Source organism: Streptomyces sp. NPDC048197 (assembly GCF_043202395.1).
Lineage (GTDB): Bacteria > Actinomycetota > Actinomycetes > Streptomycetales > Streptomycetaceae > Streptomyces > Streptomyces siderophoricus.
This window is the reverse complement of record NZ_JBIDAJ010000024.1, coordinates 20,313-44,039: the sequence shown is the minus strand read 5'-3', so window position 1 is coordinate 44,039 and position 23,727 is coordinate 20,313. Positions and strand designations below refer to the sequence as shown.

Annotated in this window: 22 protein-coding genes; 15 read left to right on the top strand and 7 right to left on the bottom strand. The window is 71.2% G+C overall.

The window, feature by feature from the left end:
* Positions 1-18: 18 nt before the first annotated feature.
* The 10 genes from ACGF4C_RS27315 (at position 19) to ACGF4C_RS27270 (ending at position 10,859) form a co-directional block, all read left to right on the top strand.
* Positions 19-1,191, top strand: a complete 1,173-nt coding sequence (locus ACGF4C_RS27315; RefSeq protein ID WP_393569438.1) for an acyl-CoA dehydrogenase family protein — start codon at positions 19-21, stop codon at positions 1,189-1,191.
* Between the two features lie 33 nt (positions 1,192-1,224).
* On the top strand, positions 1,225-2,397 hold the full coding sequence (locus ACGF4C_RS27310) for an acyl-CoA dehydrogenase family protein (protein WP_393569437.1): 1,173 nt from the start codon (positions 1,225-1,227) through the stop codon (positions 2,395-2,397).
* 107 nt (positions 2,398-2,504) lie between these two features.
* Complete coding sequence (locus ACGF4C_RS27305; protein ID WP_393569436.1) at positions 2,505-3,407, top strand: 3-hydroxybutyryl-CoA dehydrogenase; 903 nt, start codon at positions 2,505-2,507, stop codon at positions 3,405-3,407.
* Positions 3,404-3,997 carry a TetR/AcrR family transcriptional regulator gene (locus ACGF4C_RS27300; protein WP_393569435.1) on the top strand — a complete coding sequence of 198 codons (594 nt, stop codon included), beginning with the start codon at positions 3,404-3,406 and terminating at the stop codon, positions 3,995-3,997. Before ACGF4C_RS27305 ends, ACGF4C_RS27300 begins: the two co-directional genes overlap by 4 nt.
* A gap of 225 nt (positions 3,998-4,222) precedes the next feature.
* Complete coding sequence (locus tag ACGF4C_RS27295) at positions 4,223-5,122, top strand: aldo/keto reductase (protein ID WP_393569434.1); 900 nt, start codon at positions 4,223-4,225, stop codon at positions 5,120-5,122.
* Positions 5,123-5,381: 259 nt separating this feature from the next.
* Entirely contained in the window at positions 5,382-6,275 is an 894-nt protein-coding gene (locus ACGF4C_RS27290) for an alkaline phosphatase family protein (RefSeq protein WP_393569488.1), read from the top strand.
* Positions 6,276-6,280: 5 nt separating this feature from the next.
* On the top strand, positions 6,281-7,711 hold the full coding sequence (locus ACGF4C_RS27285; protein ID WP_393569433.1) for an MFS transporter: 1,431 nt from the start codon (positions 6,281-6,283) through the stop codon (positions 7,709-7,711).
* The gene (locus ACGF4C_RS27280; RefSeq protein WP_393569432.1) at positions 7,708-8,739 is read left to right on the top strand and encodes a TolB-like translocation protein; all 1,032 of its coding nucleotides are present in this window, start codon (positions 7,708-7,710) and stop codon (positions 8,737-8,739) included. The genes ACGF4C_RS27285 and ACGF4C_RS27280 overlap by 4 nt, the downstream gene beginning before the upstream one ends.
* A 77-nt stretch (positions 8,740-8,816) precedes the next feature.
* The gene (locus ACGF4C_RS27275) at positions 8,817-9,533 is read left to right on the top strand and encodes a TetR/AcrR family transcriptional regulator (protein ID WP_393569431.1); all 717 of its coding nucleotides are present in this window, start codon (positions 8,817-8,819) and stop codon (positions 9,531-9,533) included.
* Between the two features lie 108 nt (positions 9,534-9,641).
* Complete coding sequence (locus tag ACGF4C_RS27270) at positions 9,642-10,859, top strand: acyltransferase family protein (protein WP_393569430.1); 1,218 nt, start codon at positions 9,642-9,644, stop codon at positions 10,857-10,859.
* 82 nt (positions 10,860-10,941) lie between these two features.
* Here the strand turns inward: ACGF4C_RS27270 and ACGF4C_RS27265 are convergent, their stop codons facing one another.
* Complete coding sequence (locus tag ACGF4C_RS27265; protein WP_393569429.1) at positions 10,942-12,285, bottom strand: aldehyde dehydrogenase family protein; 1,344 nt, start codon at positions 12,283-12,285, stop codon at positions 10,942-10,944.
* A gap of 64 nt (positions 12,286-12,349) precedes the next feature.
* Between ACGF4C_RS27265 and ACGF4C_RS27260 the strand changes: the two genes are divergently transcribed.
* Together ACGF4C_RS27260 and ACGF4C_RS27255 are read left to right on the top strand one after the other, a co-directional pair.
* Positions 12,350-13,036 (top strand): TetR/AcrR family transcriptional regulator, encoded by a 687-nt coding sequence (locus ACGF4C_RS27260; protein ID WP_393569428.1) that lies wholly within the window; start codon positions 12,350-12,352, stop codon positions 13,034-13,036.
* A 42-nt stretch (positions 13,037-13,078) separates the two neighbouring features.
* Positions 13,079-13,906 (top strand): maleylpyruvate isomerase family mycothiol-dependent enzyme, encoded by an 828-nt coding sequence (locus ACGF4C_RS27255; RefSeq protein WP_393569427.1) that lies wholly within the window; start codon positions 13,079-13,081, stop codon positions 13,904-13,906.
* A gap of 100 nt (positions 13,907-14,006) precedes the next feature.
* Here the strand turns inward: ACGF4C_RS27255 and ACGF4C_RS27250 are convergent, their stop codons facing one another.
* Both ACGF4C_RS27250 and ACGF4C_RS27245 read right to left on the bottom strand, forming a co-directional pair.
* Positions 14,007-14,444 carry a hypothetical protein gene (locus tag ACGF4C_RS27250; protein WP_393569426.1) on the bottom strand — a complete coding sequence of 146 codons (438 nt, stop codon included), beginning with the start codon at positions 14,442-14,444 and terminating at the stop codon, positions 14,007-14,009.
* Between the two features lie 124 nt (positions 14,445-14,568).
* A complete protein-coding gene (locus tag ACGF4C_RS27245; protein WP_393569425.1) occupies positions 14,569-16,818 on the bottom strand; it encodes a heavy metal translocating P-type ATPase in 2,250 nt (749 codons plus the stop codon).
* A 190-nt stretch (positions 16,819-17,008) separates the two neighbouring features.
* Here ACGF4C_RS27245 and ACGF4C_RS27240 point away from each other — a divergent pair, with 190 nt between their 5' ends.
* The 3 genes from ACGF4C_RS27240 (at position 17,009) to ACGF4C_RS27230 (ending at position 19,081) form a co-directional block, all read left to right on the top strand.
* Positions 17,009-17,914 carry a hypothetical protein gene (locus ACGF4C_RS27240; RefSeq protein WP_393569424.1) on the top strand — a complete coding sequence of 302 codons (906 nt, stop codon included), beginning with the start codon at positions 17,009-17,011 and terminating at the stop codon, positions 17,912-17,914.
* 152 nt (positions 17,915-18,066) lie between these two features.
* Positions 18,067-18,597, top strand: coding sequence for a hypothetical protein (locus ACGF4C_RS27235; RefSeq protein WP_393569423.1), 531 nt, complete (start codon positions 18,067-18,069; stop codon positions 18,595-18,597).
* 67 nt (positions 18,598-18,664) lie between these two features.
* On the top strand, positions 18,665-19,081 hold the full coding sequence (locus tag ACGF4C_RS27230; RefSeq protein WP_393569422.1) for a hypothetical protein: 417 nt from the start codon (positions 18,665-18,667) through the stop codon (positions 19,079-19,081).
* On the opposite strand, the gene ACGF4C_RS27225 is transcribed toward ACGF4C_RS27230, so the two are convergent.
* The 4 genes from ACGF4C_RS27225 to ACGF4C_RS27210 form a co-directional block, all read right to left on the bottom strand.
* Entirely contained in the window at positions 19,061-19,507 is a 447-nt protein-coding gene (locus tag ACGF4C_RS27225) for a DUF6098 family protein (protein WP_393569421.1), read from the bottom strand. The genes ACGF4C_RS27230 and ACGF4C_RS27225 overlap by 21 nt on opposite strands.
* Positions 19,508-19,568: 61 nt before the next feature.
* Positions 19,569-20,390, bottom strand: a complete 822-nt coding sequence (locus ACGF4C_RS27220; RefSeq protein ID WP_393569420.1) for an MBL fold metallo-hydrolase — start codon at positions 20,388-20,390, stop codon at positions 19,569-19,571.
* 161 nt (positions 20,391-20,551) lie between these two features.
* On the bottom strand, positions 20,552-21,046 hold the full coding sequence (locus ACGF4C_RS27215; RefSeq protein WP_393569419.1) for an NUDIX domain-containing protein: 495 nt from the start codon (positions 21,044-21,046) through the stop codon (positions 20,552-20,554).
* Positions 21,047-21,266: 220 nt separating this feature from the next.
* The gene (locus tag ACGF4C_RS27210; RefSeq protein WP_393569418.1) at positions 21,267-23,648 is read right to left on the bottom strand and encodes a collagenase; all 2,382 of its coding nucleotides are present in this window, start codon (positions 23,646-23,648) and stop codon (positions 21,267-21,269) included.
* Positions 23,649-23,727 lie beyond the last annotated feature (79 nt).

The following is a 23,727-nucleotide window of genomic DNA, read 5'->3' as shown; positions in this document are numbered from 1 at the left end:
CCACTGGAAGAGGCCCCCATGGACATGCGCTACACCCCCGAACAGGCCGACCTGAAGCGCCGCGCCGCCGAGTACGCCCGCCTGCTGATGCGGTACGAGGACCAGTCCGAGCAGGCCGGCGGCCCCCTGCCGCAGCAGCTCGTCACCGAACTGAGCCGGGCGGCCATGGACACCGGCGTCTACGCCATCAACATGCCCGCCGAGTGGGGCGGCGCCGGCCTCAGCCTGCTCGACCAGGTCATCGTGGAGGAGGAGTTCGGCAAGGTCACCAACTGCCTGTGGGACATCCCCTGGCGGCCGGCCAATGTCCTGGCCCAGGGGGATGAGCGGCAGCGCGAGAAGTACCTGCTGCCCGTCATCCGCGCGGAGAAGTTCGACGCGTTCGCCGTCACCGAGCCGGGCGCGGGCTCGGATCCGTCCTCCGGCACCTCCACCGCGACGCGTACCGAGGGCGGCTGGCTGCTCAACGGCGAGAAGTGGTTCGTCACCTGCGGCGACATCGCCGACTTCCTGCTGGTGCAGGCGGACGCCGGCGCCGAGCGGCTGCCCACGCTGTTCTTCGTGGACAAGGCCGCGCCCGGGGTCGAGATGACCCGGGTGCCCCGCTTCATGCACTCCGCGGTCAACGGGCACCCCGAATTCACCTTCACCGAGGTCTTCGTGGCCGACGAGGACGTGCTCGGCGGCGTCGGCAACGGCTACGAACTGACCAAGGAATGGTTCACCGACGAACGCCTGATGATCGCGGCCCGTACGGTCGGCGCGGCCGAACGCTGTCTGCAACTCGCCAGGGACTGGGCGGTGGAGCGGGAGCAGTTCGGCGCCCCGATCGCCTCGTACCAGCTGATCCAGGGCATGTTGGCCGACTGTGCGGTGGACATCGCCGTCAACCGTGCCTACACCCACCAGGTCGCCTGGGAGGCCGACCAGCCGCATACCGACCGCAAGACGCTGCACGCCAAGGCCGCCACCGCCAAGCTCGCCGCCAGCGAGGCCGCCGGCCGGGTCGCCGACCGCTGTCTGCAGATCTTCGGCGGCCGCGGCTACGACCGCAGCTACCCCGTCGAGCGCATGTACCGCGAGTTGCGCGTGGACCGGATCTGGGAGGGCACTTCCGAGATCCAGCGGCTGATCATCGCCAATGAGCTGATCAAGCGCGGCACCCGCGCCCTGGCCCTGCCCACCCACTGACCCTCCCTCCGACACCGCACAGCGAGGACTTCCATGGACTTCCGCCTCACCCCGCGCCAGGCACAGCTCAAGGCCGCCGCGCACGACCTCACCGACTTCATCGCCACCTACGAGCTGCAGTGCGAGGAGAACAACGGCCTGCCGGCAAGCGCCCACGCCATGATCCGCGACGCGGTGCTCGACGCCGGACTCCAGGCCGTCAACATGCCGGCCGAATGGGGCGGCGCCGGCCTCACCATCGCCGAACAGGTCACCGTTCAGGAGGAGTTGGGACGCCTCACCGGCGCCCTGTGGGACATGGTGTGGCGCCCCGCCAACGCCCTCCGCTTCTGCACCCCCGAGCAGCGCGAGCGCTTCCTCATCCCGGTCATCAAGGGCGAGCGGCGCGACTGCTACGCCGTCACCGAGCCCGGCGCGGGCTCCGACCCGCAGAACCTCGCCACCACGGCCACGAAGAACGACCACGGCTGGGTGCTCAACGGCGAGAAGTGGTTCGTGACGGTCGGCGACCACGCCGACTTCATGATCGTGCTGGCCGCGGCCGGACCGGACCGGGCCCCGACGCTGTTCCTCGTCGACAAGGACACCCCCGGCATCGAGATGACACGCGTCCCGCGCTTCATGCACACCTTCGTCTACGAGCACCCCGAATTCACCTTCACCGACGTCCAGGTCGGCGCGGACGCCGTGCTCGGCGGCATCGGGGAGGGCTACGACATCACCCGCTCCTGGTTCACGGAGGAGCGGCTGATGATCGCCGCCCGTACGACCGGCGCGGCGGAACGGGCCCTTGAGCTGTCCCGCGACTGGGCCGTGGAACGCGAGCAGTTCGGCGCCCCCATCTCCTCGTACCAGCTGATCCAGGGCATGTTGGCCGACTGCGCCGTGGACATCGCCGTCAACCGCGCCTACACCCACCAGGTCGCCTGGGAGATCGACCAGGCCCCGGCCGAGGACCGCAAGACCCTGCACGCCAAGGCGGCCATCGCCAAGCTCTCGGCGAGCGAGGCCTCGGGCCGGGTGATCGACCGGTGCCTGCAGATCCACGGCGGCCGTGGCTACGACCGGGCGTACGCCGTCGAGCGGCTCTACCGCGAGCTGCGCGTGGACCGGATCTGGGAGGGCACCTCCGAGATCCAGCGGCTGATCATCGCCAACGAGCTCATCCGGCGCGGCTCGGGGGTCCTGGACCTGCCCGTCGCATGACACCCGGCGACACCCGGCGGCCGGGGTCACCACGCGCCCCGGCCGGCCGTAGCCGGCACCGCCCGGAACCGGACGGTTCGCTCCGGATCGGACAGGAAGGAAGACGGATGACCGACATCAAGCGGATAGGGGTCGTCGGCTGCGGCCTGATGGGCGCCGGGATCGCCGAGGTCTGCGCACGCGCCGGCGTGCCGGTGACGGTGGTGGAACGCGACGCGGCGGCGGCCCGCGCGGGCCTGCTCCGCCTCACCCGCTCGCTCGACCGCGCCGCCGCCCACGGCAAACTCAGCGCCGAGCGGCGTGCGGCCGCCGCGGCCCTGATCACCGTGTCCGACCAGCTGGAGGCCCTGCACGACCACGACCTGGTGATCGAGGCGGTGGCGGAGGACCAGCGCCTGAAGACCGAGGTGTTCACCCGCCTCGACGCGCTGATCACCCAGGACCACACCCTCCTCGCCACCAACACCTCGGCCATCCCGGTCATCCGGCTCGCCGCCGCCACCGGCCGCCCCGACCGCGTCATCGGCATGCACTTCTTCAACCCCGTACCGGTCCTGCGGCTCGTCGAACTCGTCCCGTCGCTGCTCACCTCGCCCAGCACCGCGGCACGGGCCGAGGACTTCGTGACCGGGACCCTCGGCAAGGAGGTCGTCCGCACCCGGGACAAGGCCGGGTTCGTCGTCAACGCACTGCTCGTCCCGTACCTGCTGGCCGCCATCCGCATGGTGGAGACGGGCAGCGCGACCGTCGAGGACGTCGACCGCGGCATGGTCCTCGGCTGTGCGCACCCGCTCGGTCCGCTGGCCCTGGCGGACCTGATCGGCCTGGACACCACACGGGCCATCGCCGAGTCGCTGTACGCGGAGTTCCGCGAGCCCCAGTACTCGCCGCCGCCCCTGTTGTCCCGGATGGTGGAGGCCGGCCTGCTGGGGCGGAAGTCCGGGCAGGGCTTCCACACGTACGACAGCCAACCGGAGCGCGAGGGGGCGGCACCGGCGGGTCAGCGGTGAGGGAGACGCGGGAGCGCATCCTGACCGCGGCGTGCGAGGTCATCGCCGACATCGGCTCCGAGAAGATCCGGATGCGGATGGTCGCCGAGCGGGCCGGGGTGTCGACGGCGCTGCTGCACTACCACTTCGACACCCGCGAAAAGCTCTTCACCGAGGCGATGACCCACTCCTTCGCCACCACCGCCGTCGACGTCGAACGCGATGCGGGGACGGCTCCGGCGGCGGTCGTCCTCGCCCGCATCCTGCGCAACCTCCTGCCGACCGACCCACAACTCCACCAGGACTGGCGGCTGTGGCAGGAACTGTGGGTGCGCGCCCTGCGCGACGAGACCACCCGCACCTTCGCCGTGGACCTGTACGCACAAACGCACACCTGGGTCGCCGACGCGATCCGCCGCGGCATCGCCTCCGAGGAGTTCACCCCGACCGACGTGGACGCCCTCAGCACGCTCGTCCTCTCCCTGAGCGACGGCTACGGCATCCGCCTCATGCTGCGCGACCCGACGGTCACCCTGGACACGGCACTCACGTCCATCTGGCGCCAGGTCTCCAAGGCGCTCGGCCTGCCGGACAGTATGCCGACGGACTGAGCAACCGGGCGCGCAGACCGCCCGCGCAAGGGGGAGGAAGCGCTCAACTTCTACAGGGACAACTCCTCGTGCCATGCCCCAGTTCCCGGATGAGCTGTGACATTCCTCCGCCGCGCCGCGCCTTCCCGGCACCCCCGCCACCGGCACATACTCCAGGACCGCCTCGCCCTCAACTGACAGGAGGGTATGGGCGATTGAGCGAAGCGGATGGAGCGGATGGGAAAGATGACGACGGACACGGTCTCCGCGGCGGCCGCCGGCACCTGGCTGCTCGGTGATCGTGAGATCAACCGGCTCGGCCTGGGCGCCATGCGTCTGACCGGCAGCGCCGCCTTCCACGAGGGCGTACCCAGCGACCGAGCCCAGGCGACCGCGGTACTGCGGCGCGCGGTCGAGCTCGGCGTGAACCACATCGACACCGCGGCGTTCTACTTCTCCCGGCTGCGCTCCGCCAACGAACTGATCAACTCGACGTTGGCGCCGTACCCGGAGGACCTCGTCATCGCCACCAAGGTCGGCCCGGCCAGGGACGCTTCCGGTGAGTGGACCGCACCCGCGCGGCCCGACCAGCTGCGCGGCCAGGTCGAGGAGAACCTGCGCCAGCTCGGCCGCGACCACCTCGACGTGGTCAATCTGCGCCTCATGGGCCAGGACTCCCTCAGCGAGCACTTCGGTGCCCTCGCCGAGCTGCGGGCCGCCGGCCTCATCCGCCACCTCGGCATCTCCAACGCCCGCCCGGAGCACCTCGCCGAAGCCCTGACGATCGCCCCGGTGGTGTGCGTCCAGAACCGCTTCGGCCTCGACGCGCCCGATGGCACACGGATGCTGCAGGAATGCGCCGCACGCGGCATCGCGTTCGTGCCCTTCTTCTCCCTCGCCGGGGAGGGACGCGAGGCGGGAGCCGTGCGTGCCGAGCACGACGAGGTCCGCGCCGTCGCCCGCACACACGGTGCCTCACCGGCGCAGGTACGGCTGGCCTGGACCCTGAAGCAGGGCACCCATGTGCTGGCCATCCCCGGGACGGGAAACCCGGATCACCTGGTCGACAATGTCGCGGCGGGCGCACTGCGGCTGACGGAGGAAGACTGCGGGCTCCTCGATGCGATCGGGCGTGCCGCACCCTGAGGCCGGCCGCGGCCACCGTGCCGAACGCCATGGGCGTTCCGCTTCCACCCGGAATGCCGTACTCGTCGTCGTCCGCGCCCCCGTGAACGCCGGGTGAGGTACGCGCCGGTAGCCGAGTCCGGTCTTCAACTGTTCGGTTCCGCTTCACCTTTGAAGTTCTGACAACTTCACGACGGCCCTCCTACCGTTGCCTCGCTTCACACGAGAAACGCCACTCCCCGCACCGTGCACGGCTCTTTCTCGGAGGTCCGCTGTGTCCCTGTCCCTGCTCTCCCGCATCCGACGACCCCGCCGGTACGTCTCGATCTTCGGTGCCACCGGCCTCGTGGCCGCCTCGCTCGGGCTGTGGGGCAGCGCCCCCGGTGTCGCGCAGGCCGCGGCGCTGCCGACGCCCGACCACGTCGTGGTCGTGGTGTTCGAGAACCACGCCTACGAGCAGGTCATCGGCAGTTCGAGCGCTCCGTATCTGAACAACACGCTCAAGGCCGGTGGCGCCAACCTCACCAACTCCTTCGCACTGACCCACCCCAGCCAGCCCAACTACCTGGACCTGTTCTCGGGCGCCACGCAGGGCGTCACCGACGACAGCTGCTACACCCCGCAGTTCTCCGGCGCCGCCAACCTCGGCTCGGAGCTGATGGCTGCCGGCAAGTCCTGGGGCAGCTACAACGAGGGCCTGCCCTCCGAGGGCTCCACCACGTGCACCAACAGCGCCACCAAATACGCCCGCAAGCACAACCCGTGGTTCGCGTTCAGCAACGTGCCGCTGAACACCGCCCACACCTTCAGCCAGTTCCCGACGAACTACAGCACGCTGCCGAAGGTCTCGTACGTCGTGCCGAACCTGTGCAACGACATGCACGACTGCTCGATCACCACCGGCGACAACTGGCTGAAGAACAACCTCGACGCCTACGCCCAGTGGGCCAAGAACAACAACAGCCTGCTCCTGGTCACCTTCGACGAGGACGACCGGGCCCACAACAACCACGTCGCCACGGTGCTGTACGGAGCGCACGTCACCCCGGGCAGCTCGTCCTCCGCGACGTACAACCACTACAACGTCCTGCGGACCGTCGAGGACCTGGCCGGTCTGACCACGCACGCCGGTAACGCCGCCTCCGCCTCCGACATCACCGGCATCTGGAACTGACCACCGTGTACGTAGCAGACAGCCGCACCACCCCTGCTCCGGCCGACCCGGGTACCCGCCCGGGCGGCCGGGGCAGGGCCCTGCCGCACGCCAAGGCCGTGACCGCACTGCGGGCCGTGCCCCGGACCGTGTTCGTGCTCGGCACGGTCAGCCTCATCACCGACGTCTCCTCCGAGATGGTCACCGCCGTCCTCCCGCTGTACCTGGTCACCGCACTGGGCCTGTCCCCGCTGGGCTTCGGCCTGCTGGACGGGGTCTACAACGGCGTCAGTGCCCTGGTCCGGCTGGTCGGCGGCCATCTCGCCGACCGCGGTGGGCGGCACAAGGCCGCTGCCGCCGTCGGGTACGGGCTCTCCGCGCTGTGCAAACCGCTGCTGCTGCTCGCCCACAGCGTGCCGCTGATCAGCCTGGTGCTCGCCGCCGACCGCACGGGCAAGGGGCTGCGTACGGCACCGCGCGACGCGATGATCTCGTTGGCCTCCTCGCCCCGGACACAGGGGCGTTCGTTCGGTGTGCACCGTGCGATGGACACCGCCGGAGCCCTGCTGGGGCCGGTCACCGCCTTCGCCATCCTGCGGGTGGCGGCCGGGGGCTACGACGCCGTGTTCACCGTGAGCTTCTGCGTCGCCGTGACGGGTGTGCTGGTCCTGCTGCTCTTCGTGCCGGGCCGCACCCCGACGGCCGGCACCGCGGCGCCGGCCGCACGGGTCTCCCTGGCCGCGGCGGTCGGCCTGCTGCGCCGGGCCGAGCTGCGACGGCTGACCCTGTGCGCGCTGCTGCTGGGGCTGGCCACGGTCTCCGACTCCTTCCTCTACCTGCTGCTGCAGCGGCGCCTGGACCTGCCCCAGGAGTATTTCCCGCTGCTGCCGATCGTCACGGCCGGCTCCTTCCTGCTGCTGGCCGTCCCCCTGGGGAAGGCCGCCGACCGCTGGGGCCGCCGGCGGACCTTCCTGGCCGGTCACCTGGGCCTCCTCGTCGCGTACGGACTGGTGCTGGCGCCGTTCCACGCACCGGCGTTGCCCCTGGTGGCCGCGGTGCTCGTGCTGCACGGCGGGTTCTACGCCGCGACCGACGGGGTGCTGATGGCGGCGGCGGCCGGCGTGACGCCGCCGGAGCTGCGTTCCAGCGGACTGGCCCTCGTCCAGACCGGACAGGCCGGGGCCCGCTTCGCCTGCTCCGTACTCTTCGGCGCTGTCTGGACGGCCTGGGGCGACCGGACCGCGCTGTCCGCCGCCGCGGTGGCGCTGGCGGCGGGCGCGGCGGTCTGCGCCCTGCTCCAGCCGCTGCGTACGACGCCGGAGGAGGCAGCGACGGAGACGGGGGCGACGGAGACGGCGGCGACGGAGGAAGCCTCTCCGGAACCGTTCACCGCACCCAAGTCCGACGCCGCGCCCACCAAGACCGACCCCGCGCCCACGACGGAGGCCGCCGGATGAACGCCCGTACCCGCATCGTCGTCCTGCTCGTCGCCGTCCTCGTACTCGGCGGCGTCGCCGTGGGCGCCGTGCTGCGGGCCGCCGGCCAGGCGCATCGCAAGGACCAGCAGCAGACCACCGGCCCGCAGGTGACCGCAGGACGGGTGGCACTGGCGGGAGCGGCATCCGCGCGGCAGCCCCGGCTGGTCTTCCGCAGCACGCTGTGGGGGCCGCACCGCGACGAGCTGGTGTCCGTACCGGCCTCCGACCCCGCCGGCCCACGCACCGCATCCGGCCTCCGCTGCCTGCGCTTCTCCACCGCGGCCGGCACCGGCAGTTGTCTGCGTGCGGTGCCCGGCGCGATGGCCGGCCACTACGAAGCCGTGGTGCTGGACTCCCGGCTGCGGGTCCGCAGACACGTCCCCCTGGTCGGGAGCCCCACCCGGACCCGGGTCTCGCCCAGCGGGCAGATGGTGGCGTGGACCGTGTTCGTCAGCGGAGAGTCGTACACCGGGCTCAACTTCTCCACCCGCACCTCGATCCTCGACACCGGCACCGGAACGTTCCAGTCCAACCTGGAGTCCTATCGCGTCATCAAAAACGGGCAGCCCTACCGGAGTCCGGACATCAACTTCTGGGGAGTGACGTTCGCCGACGACGGGCACTTCTACGCCACCATGGCCACGCGGGGGACCGCCTATCTGGTGCGCGGCGACATTGCCCGGCGGACGGTGACCACCCTCCGCGGCAACGTGGAATGCCCGTCGCTGTCGCCGGACGGGACCCGACTGGCGTTCAAGAAGCGGGTGCCGGGCCTTCCGGCGGACGCGCCCTGGCGCCTGTACGTGCTGGACCTGCACAGCATGCACGAGCACCCGCTGGCCGAGCGGCGCAGCGCCGACGACCAGGCCGTCTGGCTGGACGACCACACCGTCGCCTACGCCCTGCCCGGCGACTTCGAGACCGACGCCTGGTCCGTCCCCTCCGACGGCACCGGCCACCCCCATCGCCTGATGCCTGCGGCCCAGGCCCCGTCCGCGGTCCGCTGACCTGCCGTCGCGGCATGGCCAGGCGCTCAACCGGCCTCGACTGGACGGCGGTTGGTCGCCCGGCTAAGGTTTTGGCCATGCGGTCAGAAAATAATTCGGGCGGCCAGACGGGCTCCGTCTCCGTCCCGGCGGGTGGGGGCGGCGACCCGACGTCTCAGGAGCCCGAGCGCTCCTTCATCGAGAGGGCGCGTCGCGCCCAGATCATGGATGCGGCCGTCGAGACCATCGCGGCACGGGGGTTCGCGAAGGCCTCGCTGGCGCAGATCGCCGAGCGGGCGGGAATCAGCAAAGGGGTGATCTCGTATCACTTCGCCGGCAAGGCCGAGTTGATCGAGCGGCTCGTCGAGCAGATCTACGCGGGAATCGGCGCGTTCGTCGAGGCCCGGCTGGAGAAGGAGGCCGGGGCAACGGCCTGGCTGCGGGTCTATGTGGAGTCGGTGGCCGCATACATGCAGGACCACCGGTCCCAACTCACCGCGCTCGGCGAGATCTTCGGCAACTTCCGCACCGAGGACGGGGCCCTGCGCTACGGCGTCGCCTCCAGCGAGCCGCTGTACGCCGGGCTGGAGGGGGTCCTCCTGGAGGGGCAGCGCAGTGGCGAGCTCCGCGACTTCGACGTGCGCGTCATGGCCGTCAGCCTCCAGGCCGGGATCGACCACATGTTCGCGTACTGGAGCGCCCATCCCGAGCACGACCTGGCGGCCCATGCCCGCCAACTCGCCGACCTCTTCGAGCATGCCACCCGGGCGGAAGCGCCAGGGGACACGACCGGCAGCGGCACCGAACCGCACTGAACGACACACCAACAGCGCTGCACCACACACCCACACCACTGCACAGCCATGAACTGCGCAGCCATGAAACTGCACAGCCATGAACTGCATTGCAGGGGAAGGACTTTCATGACGGACGATCTGGCCCGCCCGGCCCTGGCGGTGGGGCCCGAGCCGGCCACCGGGCGGCCGAAGGCTGCCGCCCGGCTGCTTTACATCGACAATCTGCGCATCGTGCTGACGGCACTGGTGGTGCTGCACCACACCGCCGTCACCTACGGCAACATTCCCGCCTGGTACTACACCGAGCCCGCCAAGGACGGCTCCGGGCTGCTCCTGGATGTGTTCGTCATGTTCAACCAGGCGTTCTTCATGGGGTTCTTCTTCATGATCGCCGGTTTCTTCACGCCGGCCTCCTACGAGCGCAAGGGCACCCGGCCGTTCCTCCGGGACCGCCTCAAGCGGCTGGGCATTCCGCTCCTCGCTTTCCTCCTGCTGATACGTCCGCTGGTGGGCTTCGGCGGGTTCGCCGATCTGCGGGCGGAATTCGCCGAGCAGGGCAAGGACCTTCCCTACTGGCTCTACTACGTGCTGAGTTGGGACGCGGGGCCGATGTGGTTCGTCGAGGTGCTGCTGGCGTTCTCGCTGGTCTACGCCCTCGTACGGCACCGGCGGGCGCGCCGCCTCACTGGCGTCGACGGGGAGCTCGGCACGGCCGGGCGCGCGCCCGAGCGGGACCCGCGGCCGCTGCGGCCGCTCGCCATCGTCGTCTTCACCCTCGGGCTGGCCCTCGCGACGTACCTGTGGCGGATCGTCGTTCCGAACGGCAGCTACCTGCCCGTCCTCGGCCTGCCCACCCCCAGCTTCATGCCGCAGTACGCGAGCTTCTTCGTCATCGGCGTGCTGGCCCACCGCCGTGGCTGGCCGCAGACCCTCTCCCGGGTCGCGGGGCGGGTGGGGTTCGTCGTCGCCACCGTGGCCACGCTCGCGTATCTGCCCGTCGTCCTCACCGCCGGGGACGGCGCGCTCGACGGACACGGCAGCTGGCAGTCGCTGGCCGGGGCCGCGTGGGAGTCGACGTTCGCGGTCGGCGTTGTCCTGGGACTGACCGTCCTGTTCCGGGAGCGTTTCCAGCGGCAGGGCCCGTTCGCCACGTTCCTCTCCCGCCATGCCTTCGCCGTCTACCTCACCCATGCGGCCGTGCTGGTCGGCCTCGGCTATGCCTTCCGCTGGCTGCACGCCCCGGCGGCCGTGAAGTTCGCCCTGGTCGCCGCCCTGGCCCTGCCGCTGTGCTGGGCCGTGGCCTACGCCGTTCGCCGCCTGCCCCGCGCGGACCGGGTGCTGTGACGCCGTACCCCACTTCGGTGGCGGAGGTCCCTGTTCCTGGCCCGGGTCAGGAGCGGGGGCCCTTTCGGGTCGACCGCCGCGCTCACCCCAGCGGCTTGTCCAGAACTGCCTTGGTGTGGCTGAACGTCTCCAGTGAGTACTCGCCGTGGTACCGCCCCATGCCGCTCTCGCCGACGCCGCCGAACGGCAGGCCGGGCGCGGTGAGATGGGCGACCGGCAGCCCGAAGGTGAGCGCGCCGGAGGAGGTCTCGGTCAGGAGGCGGTGCTTGGTGGTGTCGGAGTCGGTGAACGCGTACAGCGCCAGCGGCTTGTCGCGGTGGTTGATGAAGGCGATCGCCGCGTCCAGGTCGGGCACCGGCACGATCGGCAGGATCGGGCCGAAGATCTCCTCCTGCATCACCGGGGTGTCGGGGGAGACGTCGGCGAGGACGGTGGGCGCCAGGTAGCGGTCGGTGCGGTCGTGGGTGCCGCCGATGACCGTGCGGCCGCTGCCGAGGAGGGCGGTCAGGCGGTCGAAGTGGCGCTCGTTGACGATCCGTCCGTACTCGGGAGCGGTGGCCGGGTCGGCTCCGTAGATCTCGCGCACGGCTTCGGCGAGGTGCGGTTCGATGTCCCGGGCGGTGTCGCCGATGGCCAGGACGTAGTCCGGGGCGACGCAGGTCTGGCCGGCGTTGAGGAACTTGCCGGTGACCAGCCGCCGGGCCGCCGCGGCCAGATCCGTACCGGGGTCGAGGACGACGGGGCTCTTGCCGCCCAGTTCCAGCGTGACCGGTGTCAGGTGCCGGGCGGCGGCGGTCATCACGATCCGGCCGACGGTGCCGTTGCCGGTGTAGAAGATGTGGTCGAAGCGCTGGGCCAGCAGAGCGGTGGTCTCCGGGACGGCGCCCTCGACGACGGCCACCGCGTCGGCGTCCAGGTGGCGCGGCAGCAGCCGGGCGAGCGCGGCCGAGGTCGCGGGGGCGAGCTCACTGGGCTTGACGACGGCGCAGTTGCCCGCGGCGAGGGCGCCGACGAGCGGGGCGAGCGCGAGCTGCAGCGGGTAGTTCCAGGGCGCGATCACCAGGACGACGCCGAGCGGTTCGCGGACGACCTGCGCGGTCGCCGGGAGCAGCCGGTCGGGCAGGTCGGCGGGCCGGGGCGCCAGCCAGTCGTCGAGCCGGTCGAGGGTGTGATCGATCTCGTGGAGGGTGAAGCCGATCTCGGTGCGGTACGCCTCCTCGGGGCCCTTGCCGAGGTCGGCGGCGAGCGCGGCGAGGAGCTCGTCGCGGTGGTCGGTGAGCAGCGTGCGCAGGGCCGTGAGCTGGCCGCGCCGCCAGTCGGTGGCTGCGGTGCGGCGGGTGGCGAAGGTGGTGCGGAGCCGGTCGACGACGGCGGCCGCGTCGAGGGCGCCCGTGTGCAGGTCAGGGGTGGCGGTGTGGGCTGTCATGGCGCCGAGGCTACAGGAAACGAAAACTTTTCGTTTCGTAATGGTGGGTCGGTAGACTCCCGGTGTGGGCGAACCTACCGAGAGCAACCAGACCGCGGCGGCCGGGCGTGGACCCGCCCGTGGCCGCCCGCGGGACACCGCGCGCGACCGGGCCCTCCTGGAGGCCACCGTCCAGGTCCTCCAGGAGAGCGGCTACGGCGGGCTGACCACGGCCGCCGTGGCCAAACGGGCCGGGGTCTCCACCGCGACCCTCTACCGTCGCTGGCGTTCCAAGGAAGACCTGGTCGTCGGCACGGCCGTGCGCTGGGCGAGCGACCTCGGCCCGCAGCCGGACACCGGCAGCCTCGAAGGCGACCTGACCGCCCTGCTCCGGGACAAGGCCGAGACGCTGGAGGGCCCCGGCGGCCGGCTGCTGCACGTCCTGATCGGCGAGTCCGCCCACAACGAGGCGCTGGCCCGGGTGCTGGACACCGCGATCATCGAGCCGGTCCGCGACCGGGCCGCCACCGTCGTCCGCCGTGCCGTCGACCGCGGCGACATCCCGCCCCTGGAGAACGCCCACGTACTGGCCGATCTGGTCGTCGGCTCGATGGTCAGCCGCCTCTTCCTCACCCCCGACGCGGCGCACCGGGCCACCACGGACGGCCCGTCGTCCGGTGAGGCCGTGATCGCCGAGCTCCTCCCGTTCCTGCTGCGCGCCCTCGGCGCACGGACGGATTTGCCTTCGAGTGGACTCCAACCTCCACACTGACCACGACGGCATCCCGTGCCGTGGACGGAAAGGCGGCAGCTGATGGAGACGACGAACGGGACGGGGCACCCCCTGCCCTACGACACCTACCGGCAGGCGATCGAGCGGGAGACCCTGCGCTTTGCCGAGGTGGTCCACGGCGCAGACCCGGCGACCCCCGTGCCCTCCTGTCCCGACTGGACGCTGGCCGAGCTCGCCCGGCACGTGGGATCGCTGCAGCGCTGGTTCTGCGCGCTGCTGACCCAGCTGGTGCAAGAGCCGCCGCGCAGCCGGGACGTGGAACTGGGGCTGCCGGACCGCGCGGAGGAGTACGCCGGCTGGGTGGCCGCCGGGGCGCCCACCGTGGCTGCCGTACTTCGGGACACCGACCCCGAAGCGGCCATGTGGGCCTGGGGAGAGGACCAACACGCGCGGTTCTGGGCCCGCCGGATGCTCTTCGAAACGCTGGTGCACCGGGTGGACGCGGAGCGTGCCGTCGGCCACGGGCCGGACCTCGACCCCGCACTGGCCGCGGACGGGGTGGACGAATTCCTCGTCAATCTGCCGTACGCGGGCCTCTTCGCCCCGGAGGTGGCGAAGTTGCGGGGCGACGGCGAGGTCATCGCTTTCCGGTGCGCGGAGCCTGCCGATGCAGGCGGCGAGGAGTGGCGGGTGCGGCTGGACCCGGACGGCTTCCGCCTGCTGCCCCGGGCCGGAGCCGACGCCGACCCGCATGACATCGCGTCATCCGCACCGCGGGCGACGGTACGAGGACAGGCGGCGGACCTCCTGCTGCTGCTCTACGGGCGGCGTACGTACCAGGACCCCGCCTTCGACGTCTCGGGCGAGGCCACGGTACTCGACCGCTGGTTCGCCCACACGGCCTTCTGAAACGGCCTTCTGAACCGCCCTGCCTCGCCCCGGACGGGAGGACGGAGGGCGCCTGATGGCCGCAGGCGCCCTCCGTTCCTCCCGGACCCTCGCTCGGCACTCATTCGAGAAAGTCCTCGGTCCTCCACTTCGTGCCGGTGAACGGGGGAGCGGTGCTGGGCGCGAGGCCCACGGTGCCGTCGCCGGTCCGGCCGTCGAGGAAGCGGTTGCCTTCGATGGTGCCGAGGCACTTGTAGAACTTCACACCGCCGTCGAGCCGGGGGGCGAGCCATCTGGTGCCGGTGAACGGAGGATTGGTGTGGGGCGCCAGGCCCACGGTGCCGTCGGCGGTGCGGCCGTCGAGGAAGCGGTTGCCGGGTACCTCCCCGAGGCACTCGAAGACGACCACATCAGGATCGTGAGAGAGGGTCCTGACGTTCCAATGCGTGCCCGAGAGCGGTGGACCGATACGGGGCGCCAGGCCCACGGTACCGTCGCCGATGCGGCCGACCAGGAAGCGGTTGCCCGGTATGTCTCCCAGGCATCTGAGGAAGGTCATCATGGGCCCCCTGGAGCTGGGTTCCCCTTTCCACCATGCGCCCACCCCGGCAAGGCCTGCAACCGGGCGGCGGTCGATCAACTCTGCCCGTGGGGAGCCGACTTCCTTCCCGGCCGCCCGCCGTTCAGGACCGGGCACGGAAGGCGCGCAGCCGCAGTGAGTTGCCCACCACGAAGACCGACGAGAAGGCCATTGCCGCGCCCGCGATCATCGGGTTGAGCAGACCGGCCGCCGCGAGCGGCAGGGCAGCCACGTTGTAGGCGAAGGCCCAGAAGAGGTTGGTACGGATCGTGCCGAGCGTCTTGCGGGCGAGCCGGATCGCATCCGCCGCGGCCCGCAGGTCTCCTCGTACGAGGGTGAGGTCACCGGCTTCGATCGCCGCATCCGTGCCCGTCCCCATGGCCAGTCCCAGATCGGCCTGGGCGAGCGCGGCGGCGTCGTTGATCCCGTCACCCACCATGGCGACGCTGCGGCCCTCCGCCTGGAGGCGCTTGACCACGTTCACCTTGTCCTCGGGCAGTACCTCGGCGATCACCTCGTCGATGCCGACCTCCGCGGCGACCGACCCGGCCACCGCCCGGTTGTCGCCGGTGAGCAGAATCGGGGTCAGGCCGAGTGCCCGCAGTCGGCGGATGGCCTCCGGGCTGCTTTCCTTGACGGCGTCCGCCACTTCCAGGACGGCCCGCGCCGCACCGTCCCAGGCGACCGCGACCGCCGTACGACCCGCCGCCTCCGCCCCGGCCTTGGCACGCTCCAGCGCGGCCGGCAGGTGGATCGCCCACTCGGCGAGCAGCTTCGGCCGGCCGACGAGGACCGCGTGCCCCTCGACGACGCCCTGGACGCCGAGCCCGGCGACATTGCCGAAGCTCTCCGGCGCGGGCAGGACGCCGACCTTCTCCTGGGCCCCCTCGGCCACCGCGCGGGCGATCGGATGCTCGGACGCGTGCTCCAACGCCCCCGCGAGGCGGAGGACTTCACCCTCGTCCTCGCCGGTGTGGACGCCGATGAGGGTCATCCGTCCCGTCGTCACCGTGCCGGTCTTGTCCAGCACGACGGTGTCGACCTTGCGGGTGGTCTCCAGCACCTCGGGCCCCTTGATCAGGATGCCCAGCTGGGCACCGCGCCCGGTCCCGACCATGAGGGCGGTCGGAGTGGCCAGGCCGAGGGCGCACGGGCAGGCGATGATCAGGACGGCGACGGCAGCGGTGAACGCGGCCGTCAGGCCCGCCCCGTTGCCGAGCCAGAAGCCGAAGGTGGCGAGCGCCAGCCCGATCACGATAGGTACGAAGACCGCAGAGATCTTGTCCGCCAGCCGCTGGGCGGCGGCCTTCCCGTTCTGCGCGTCTTCCACGAGCCTGGCCATACGGGCGAGTTGGGTGTCGGCGCCGACCCGGGTGGCCTCGACCACCAGCCGTCCGCCGGCGTTCAGCGTGGCACCGGTGACCGCATCACCGACAACGACCTCGACCGGGACCGACTCGCCGGTGAGCATCGAGGCGTCCACCGCCGCCGAGCCCTCGACCACCGTCCCGTCCGTGGCGATCTTCTCCCCGGGGCGGACCAGGAAACGGTCACCGACCTGCAATGCGGCGGTGGGCAGGGTGACTTCGCGTCCGTCCCGGAGAACGGTGACCTCCTTGGCCCCCAGCTCCAGGAGCGCCTTGAGCGCCGCACCCGCCTTCCGCTTGGAACGGGCCTCGAAGTAGCGCCCGGCCAGAATGAAGGCGGTGACGCCGGCCGCGGCTTCGAGGTAGATGTTGCCCGCGCCGTCGCTGCGGGCGATGGTCAGCTCGAAGGTGTGCGTCATACCGGGTGTGCCGGCAGTCCCGAAGAACAGCGCCCACAGCGACCACAGGAAAGCCGCCGACGTGCCGACCGATATCAAGGTGTCCATGGTTGCCGCGCCGTGTCTGGCGTTCGTCCAGGCGGCGCGGTGGAAGGGCCATGCGGCGTAGGTGACGACGGGCGCGGCGAGGGTGAGCGAGAGCCACTGCCAGTACTCGATCTGCAGTGCCGGGACCATCGCCATCACGACCACCGGCACCGCGAGGACCACGGCGGTGATCAGCCGCTGCCGGAGCGGCCGGAGCTCATCGGGCGCCGCGTCCGCGCCGCCGGTCGCCGGCGTGTGGTCCGTACGGGCCGGGGCGGGCTGCTGCGCGGTGTAGCCGGTCGCCTCGACGGTGGCGATCAGATCGCTGACCGAGACGTCTGCGGCCCGGTAGCTGACCTTCGCCTTCTCCGTCGCGTAGTTGACGGTGGCTTCGACACCGTCCATGCGGTTGAGCTTCTTCTCGATGCGGGCCGCGCACGAGGCGCAGGTCATGCCGCCGATGGCGAGTTCGACCTGGTGGGCTTCGGTGAGGGTCGTCATCACTGCTCCTCGCAGGGATTGATACCCCTGGGGGGTATTGGTGGGCTGCGAAGAAAGATATACCCCCTCCCCGTATCTATGGCAAGGTCATCCGGTCGCTCTTGCGCATACCCCTAGGGGGTATATGCTCCGTGCCGGCAGGCTGGCTGGCCTGCCGGCCCGCACCCTCCGACCCGAGGAGAAGAACCCCATGAACACCCCGGTAAAAATCACGGCGTTCGCGGCCGCACTCGCCGCGTCCTTCGGCGTCGCGTACGGCGTCGGCAGCGTCGTGACCCCCCTCGCCGCGGCCCCGGAGGCCGCGGTGCACGCCGGACACGGAGGCAGTGGTGCAGCGGGCGGGGGAGGGGAGCACGCGGAGGGCGGCCATGGCGCACCCCCCGGCGGGCTGCAGATCTCCCAGGACGGCTACCTGCTCGACCTCGAGACCCCACAGGTCCGCGCGGCCCGGGCGACGGAACTCCGTTTCGCCGTTCGCGACGGCGCCGGCCAACCGGTCACCGCCTACCGGCGCGAGCACGGCAAGGAACTCCATCTCATCGTCGCCTCCCGCGACTTGGGGACCTACCGGCATGTGCACCCCACCCGCGCGGCCGACGGCACCTGGAGCATCAGGACGGAACTCCCGACGGCCGGCAGCTATCGGCTCTTCGCCGACTTCACCCCGGCCACCGGGCCGGCGAAGAACCTCACCCTCGGCGCGGATCTCGCGGCCACCGGCAACTACCGCCCCGCCCCGTTGCCCGCACCGTCCGCGGTCGCCGAGGTCGACGGTTACACCGTCACCCTCGACGGCCGACTCCGCGCGGGGGAAGAGAGTGAACTGACCCTGAAGGTCACCAAGAACGGCCATCCGGTCACCGACCTCCAGACCTACCTCGGCGCCTACGGCCACCTCGTCGCGCTGCGCTCGGGAGACCTGGCCTACCTGCACGTCCACCCCAACGGTGCCCCCGGCGACGGCACGACGAAGCCCGGGCCCGAGGTCTCGTTCACCGCCATGGCGCCGAGCGCCGGCGCCTACCGTCTCTTCCTCGACTTCCGGCACGAGGGGAAGGTCCGGACCGCCGCCTTCACGGTCCACGCGGGGCGCTGACGCCACCACGACGGGCGATGACCGGCGGCCGGTGCCGGGCCCGGCACGGCCACGAGTCGCCGACGGGCCCGGCACGGCCATGATTCGCTAGGCTGAAATGGGCCGCTCAGGCGCAGGGAAAGATCACCCATTCCCAGCGAGGGAGGTCGATCATGGACGGTCGGCTTGCGGAGTCGCGGATGGTCGCGGTCTACCTCAATGATCACCTGGCCGGTGCCACGGCCGGTGTGGAGCTCGCCCGGCGCATGGCCCGGGAGCACCAGGGTTCGGACCTCGGCGGTGAGGTGAAGGACCTCGCCGCGGAGATCTCGCTGGACCGGCAGGCTCTCCTGCGGCTGATGGCCGCCCTGGGCATTCCGGTTCGGCGATACAAGGTCTACGGAGCCTGGGCGGGCGAGAAGATCGGCCGTCTGAAGCCCAACGGCCGTGTGGTCCGCCGCTCCGGCCTCAGCACGCTCATCGAGCTCGAGGGAATGCGCCTCGGCGTGGAAGGCAAGGCGCTCCTGTGGCGCGCGCTCCTCGAATGGGCTCCCCGGGAACCCCGTCTGGACACCCGACGGCTTCAGGAACTCCTGGCCGGAGCGCGGCAGCAGACCGAGGTACTGGATGCCCTGCACCGCAGCGCCGTCCGGAGGTTTCTGACCGAACGGTCCGACCAGCGGCAGTCGGAGGCCGCCCGATGACCCCACCACGGCCGACCGCCGCGCACGGCCCGCCCCCGTCCCCGTCCTGGGCAGCACCACCTCGCACGTGCGGGCCCTCGTGAACCCGATGCTGGTCGCACGTGCCCAAGGCCTGTTCAACGCAGGCGGCGGCGCGTGGGCTCTGCTGTGCCTGCGCGGCTTCGAGCGCCACTTCGGGCCGCGGAGGATGAAAGAGGAGCAGGACTGGCTGGTCAGAACGGTGTCCGGGCTACTGGTCGCCTGCGGCTGGAGCCAGCTGCGGACCTGCCCCGCGCCCGAATGCCTGGCCCAGGCACGCCGGATCGGCCTCGGTACGGCGCTGACCCTGCTCGCCATCGACCTGGTCTACGTGCCGAGGGGCAAGGTGCGCCGCAGTCACGCGCTGGACGCCGTCATCGAGGCCGGCTGGCTCGTCGCCTGGTGGCGGTGCGGTCCCCTGCCGCCCGCACCGGTCACCCGCGGCTCACCTCTTGCGCTGCAGTGATCCCCAGAGACCGGCCTGCCGGTCGACCTCGGCCTTGGCCTGCTTCAGCACGCGGGAGGAGATCCAGGCAATGGGCTCCACGGAGCGGACGAGGGGTTCGTTGTCGGGACCGCGCCCCGCCTCATGGCCGTGCAGCACCCACGGACGCACCGCTGAGCCCTTCTCCCGCGGCAGATGGGAGTAGTCGTGGAGGCGTCGCGCCACCCATACGCGGGTGGGGCGCCCCTGCCACCAGGGAGGGACGTCAAGGGCGTTGGCGGACAGGCCCGGCAGGGACGCGCCGGTGAGGTCGTCCGTGCTGGAGGACCGGCCCACATCGGCTTCCGGTCCGCGTGACCAACGGACGTAGAGGTGCGGACGGCGTTCGACGAGTGCGGCCAATTCGTCCAAGGTGTGCAACGTGGGCAGGCGGCCCGAGTCCGGCATGCGCGCGACCCTCCTTCCCGCTTCCTCCCTCCTCTTTCCACCGTCTCGCAAGGGAACGGCCTCAGCCGGGGGCCAAGGTGACACTCGCACCCCTCTCGCAGCGCACGATCCGGTCGGTCAGACCGCGCTTCCCGGCTTCGGCGAGGAAGTCTTCGAGCGGTGAGCTGAAGACGGTGTAGTCGTCGTAGTGGACGGGCAGGGCCCGGCTCGTCGGCAGGCGGTCGGCGAGCTCGGCGCCCTGGGCCCCGTCCATGGTCACCATGAAGCCACCCGGCAGACGGGTCCCCCCGAGGTGGAGCACGGTCAGGTCCACGTGCGGGTAGCGGCTCGCTATCTCGGTGAGCCCGTCGAACAACAGCGTGTCACCGGTGAGGTACAGCCGGAACCGGACCGGGCCGCCCGCCGGCCCGAACTCCAGCAGGCTGCCCATCACCGGCGGCAGCAGCAGGCCCAGCGCCCCCATGGCGTGCCGGCCCGGCAGGGCGGTGATCCGGACCTGCGTGCCCTGGCGCGTCACGGTGTGGTCCTGCCAGGTACGCAGCCCCACCGCGCGGTGGAAGCGGTGAAGCCCCTGCAGGCGCCGGGAGGCGTGCGGCGTGGTGACGACCGGCACGGAGGTGTCGAGGCCGCGCCGGGCCGTGCGGTCCCAGTGATCACCGTGGAGATGCGACAGCACCACCGCGTCGAGGTCGCCCGGGAGCTCATCGATGGACATGGCCGGCTCGGTGAGGCGTCGGCTGAGGAGCCCGTAGCCCAGGTACGCGTACTGTCCGCGGTGCAGGAAGTTGGGATCGGTCAGCAGTGTCAGGTCGCCGTACGTCAGCACGGTGGTGGCATTGCCGACGAAGCGGAGGGTTACCGAGTCGCCAGAAGGATCCGTCATCATGCTCCTCCCCGGGGTGCGCGCACATGAGGCGCCCGATGACCGGCACTCCTCTCATTGTCGCTGCCGACCCCCGCCCCCGCGCAGGCAAGCGGCCCCCGCTCAAGACGGCCGTCTGCCGCTACCGGCATCGATAGCTCGGCCACCGGCCGTGCTCCTGGTCAGGCCACGTCGCCGAGGTAGGCATCGGGGGCGGGAGGGGTGGGGGACAGGTCGGCGAGCGGCTGCCGGATGGCCCGCGGCAGCAGATCGGTGGCGGGGACCTTCCGCAGCGGGACCCATTCCAGGCCGATCTGGGTGGCGTCCTGGGAGTGACCGCCGAGTTGATGGGGATCGCTGGTGGGGGTGCACAGGAAGATCGCTTCGATGCGGTGGGTCTCGGAGCCGTCGTCCGGCTCACCGTGGTGGGCGCCGATGTATTCGCGCAGCCACAACAGGCGGTCGACCGTCACGGTCAGGCCGGTTTCCTCGTGCACCTCGCGGCGGACCGCGTCCTCGAAACTCTCACCGGGGCGCTGGCCTCCTCCCGGCAGGAAGGAGTACTCCCGGTCTCGCCAGTGGGCGCGGGTCAGCAGCACATGGTCCTCGTGGAGGACGACGGCCTTGGCAGAGGTGCGGATGGTGGGGCTCGGGGGCTGGGGCACGGTGGTGGTCACCTTCCTGTCGTTACGGCATGTCCCGTCGCGCCCGCTCAGGCGGGCACCGACGAGCACCACGATGCCCGGTCCGCCCGAGAACGGGACACCCCATCAGCCCGTATCGCTGCGCGGGGCCGCCCGGGCGCGGCAGCCCACCCATGGCCGGCCGGTGGGCCACCGGTCGTGGGGAGGCTGCCGCAGAGGAAGGCGCTGAGCAGCGGCGAACGAGGCCGGCCGGTCAGCTGCGCAGGGGGCCTTCGCAGTGGAAGGCGCTCGTGCCCGCGCGGCCGTTGGACCAGATGTCGACCTCGCCGAACGAGCAGTTCATGTCGGTGAGGTTGTTGTCGCCGTGGGCGGCCCGGTCCAGTATGAAGAAGTCGACGGTCTCGGACATGTCCTTGAAGACCTGGTCGGCGTTGCCGGCGTCGGCGAGGTTCGCCGTGATGCGGCCGTTGCAGGTGAACCGCGGCCGGTCCTTCGAGCCGGACGCGTGGCACTCGTCGGGGTTGTTGTAGGTGCTCCTGGCGAAGGACGAGCGGACCTGGTCGGGCGTGCTGTCGGTCAGCTCGGCGAGCGGGACGTGCTTGGTGTCGGGGACGAAGAGGTCGTCGACGTGGGCGATGTTGGTGTCGAGGAAGGCGTCGTACTCCCGCTGGAGGCCTTGGTCCCTGCCGAGACGGGCGCGCCAGGCGTCGAAGGCCGCCGGGTCGTCGGCCCGCAGGTTCCGGTACATCTCCTTGAGCAGGGAGGGGTGTTGGGCCCACAGGAACTCGAAGAACGTGCCCGCGTAGTTGTAGAAGCGGAAGCCGTCCCCGTCGTACGTGGCGTGCAGGAGCTGGTCGACGGTCATGCGCGGGCCGCCGTTCGCGGTGTCGGCGATGATGCCCCGCACCAGTGACTTGCGGACCTTGATGCCGTCGTCACGGGTGCCGCCGTCGAAGAACTCGGCGGTGCCCTCGTCCATCGCCGTGGTCCGGTCACCCTCGTACCAAGGACCTTGGCCGAACGTCCCGGGCACCGCCCAGCGGCCGTTGAGGTAGTGCGTGTACTCGTGCCGGAAGAGCTCCTCCAGGGTGAGCGTGGAGTCCTGCGGGACGCGGCGCTGGTAGGTGTAGAAGGTCGCGCCCTGCTCGATGTACATGCCGCCGTTGCTGGTGCTCAGGCCGGTCAGCAGCGGCTGGAAGTTCTCGTAGTCGGCGCGGGAGGCGTACAGGACGATGTGCAGGGTGGAGTTGGTGTCTCCCGCCAGCGGCTCCTCGGTGCCGACCACCCGGTGGAACTGCGTCTTGACCTGCTTGCTGGCGTAGTAGAGCTGGTCGACGGTGCCCCGGTCGAGGGCGGTGCGGACCGTGATGCCGTCCGTCCCGTCCTTGCCGTACGTGTAGGTCTGCGGGAAGAGGCGCTTCTCGATGTCCGCACGGCAGACCTTGTACGGCGCGCAGGCGTCGAATTCGATCAGCCAGGTGGCCACCTTGGCCCAAGGAGCGCTGTACGCACCGAAGTTGCGGGCGGTGGTGCCCAGGAGCGGGCCGAGGCCGGCGACGATCTCGTCGTGCAGCCGGTCGATCTGCCCGGTGCGGCCGTACTCGCCGACCGCGTCGCGCACCACCCAGGCGTTGGCCGTGTTCTTGAGGTGGGTGTAGCCGGCGAAGGCTTTGAAGGCGGCGCGGTAGGAGGGGGCGGCCACGACCGCGTCGCGGAAGGCGGTGTCCTGGTTGCCCGGATAGACGCCGAGGTAGTGCACGGAGAGGGCGGCGAGGGCGGCGCCGCCCCAGGAGGAGTCCTTGGCGGTGTCCGGGCGGTCCGGGCCCATGGTGGCGAGGACCCGCTTGACCAGCGGGAGTTGGTACTGGCGCAGGCCCTTGGCGCTGGCCGCGTTGAGGGCCTCGCGGAGCGTCTCGGCGTTGCTGCGGGTCACGTCGAAGGTGTGGGCGGCCGAGCCGAAGGCGTCGACGGCCCGGCGCATGGCGGCCAGGGTCGCCGGGTCGGTGAGGTCGACCTCCCGGTGGTTGAAGCCCAGGTACGCGACTGCGTGGAGGTAGGTGAACATCTCCAGCAGGTGGGTGCCGTTCCGGCCGTCGTGCGCGGCGGCGAGCTGGCTGATGCGGTTCGCGACGGCCTGGATGTGGGCCTTCGACATGACGGGTGCGAGGCGCTGGTCCCAGTTCCAGATCAGGGTGCGCAGACAGCCGTCGGCGCTGACCTCGGGGGCGGCGAGGAACTCGGTGAACTGTTGTGGGGACAGGCCGGTGACGCCGTCGAGGGTGCACGGAACGGCGGTCTTGCCGATCGTGGCGTGCCGGGTGTGGGCCGTTGCCTTCGCCTTGGCCTTCGCCTTGGACGTGTGGGGCCCGGGGACGCGGCCGTTGCCGAGCCCGCCGGGGCCCGGTGTGCGCAGGGCCGGCGACGTGGGCGCCTTGGCCAGGCGGTCGACCTCGTCGTGCGGGGTGGGCGTGGCGGCCGCCGGGCCGGCGAAGGCGGCCGGGTGCGGGGCCGCGGCGGTTGCGCGCGGGGCGGAGGAGGGGCTGAGGGGATATCCGGTTCCGGCCGCGGTGACGCAGAGCGTCACCGCTGTCGCGGCCGTGAGCAGGGATCTGCGAAGGGTTCTTGAAGGGAACACGAAGCTCTCCTGTGTGGGGGCGGTGAAGCGTGCACGGGGTCCGCGGTGTTCGGGGCCCGGCTGCCGTACAGGTGCCGAC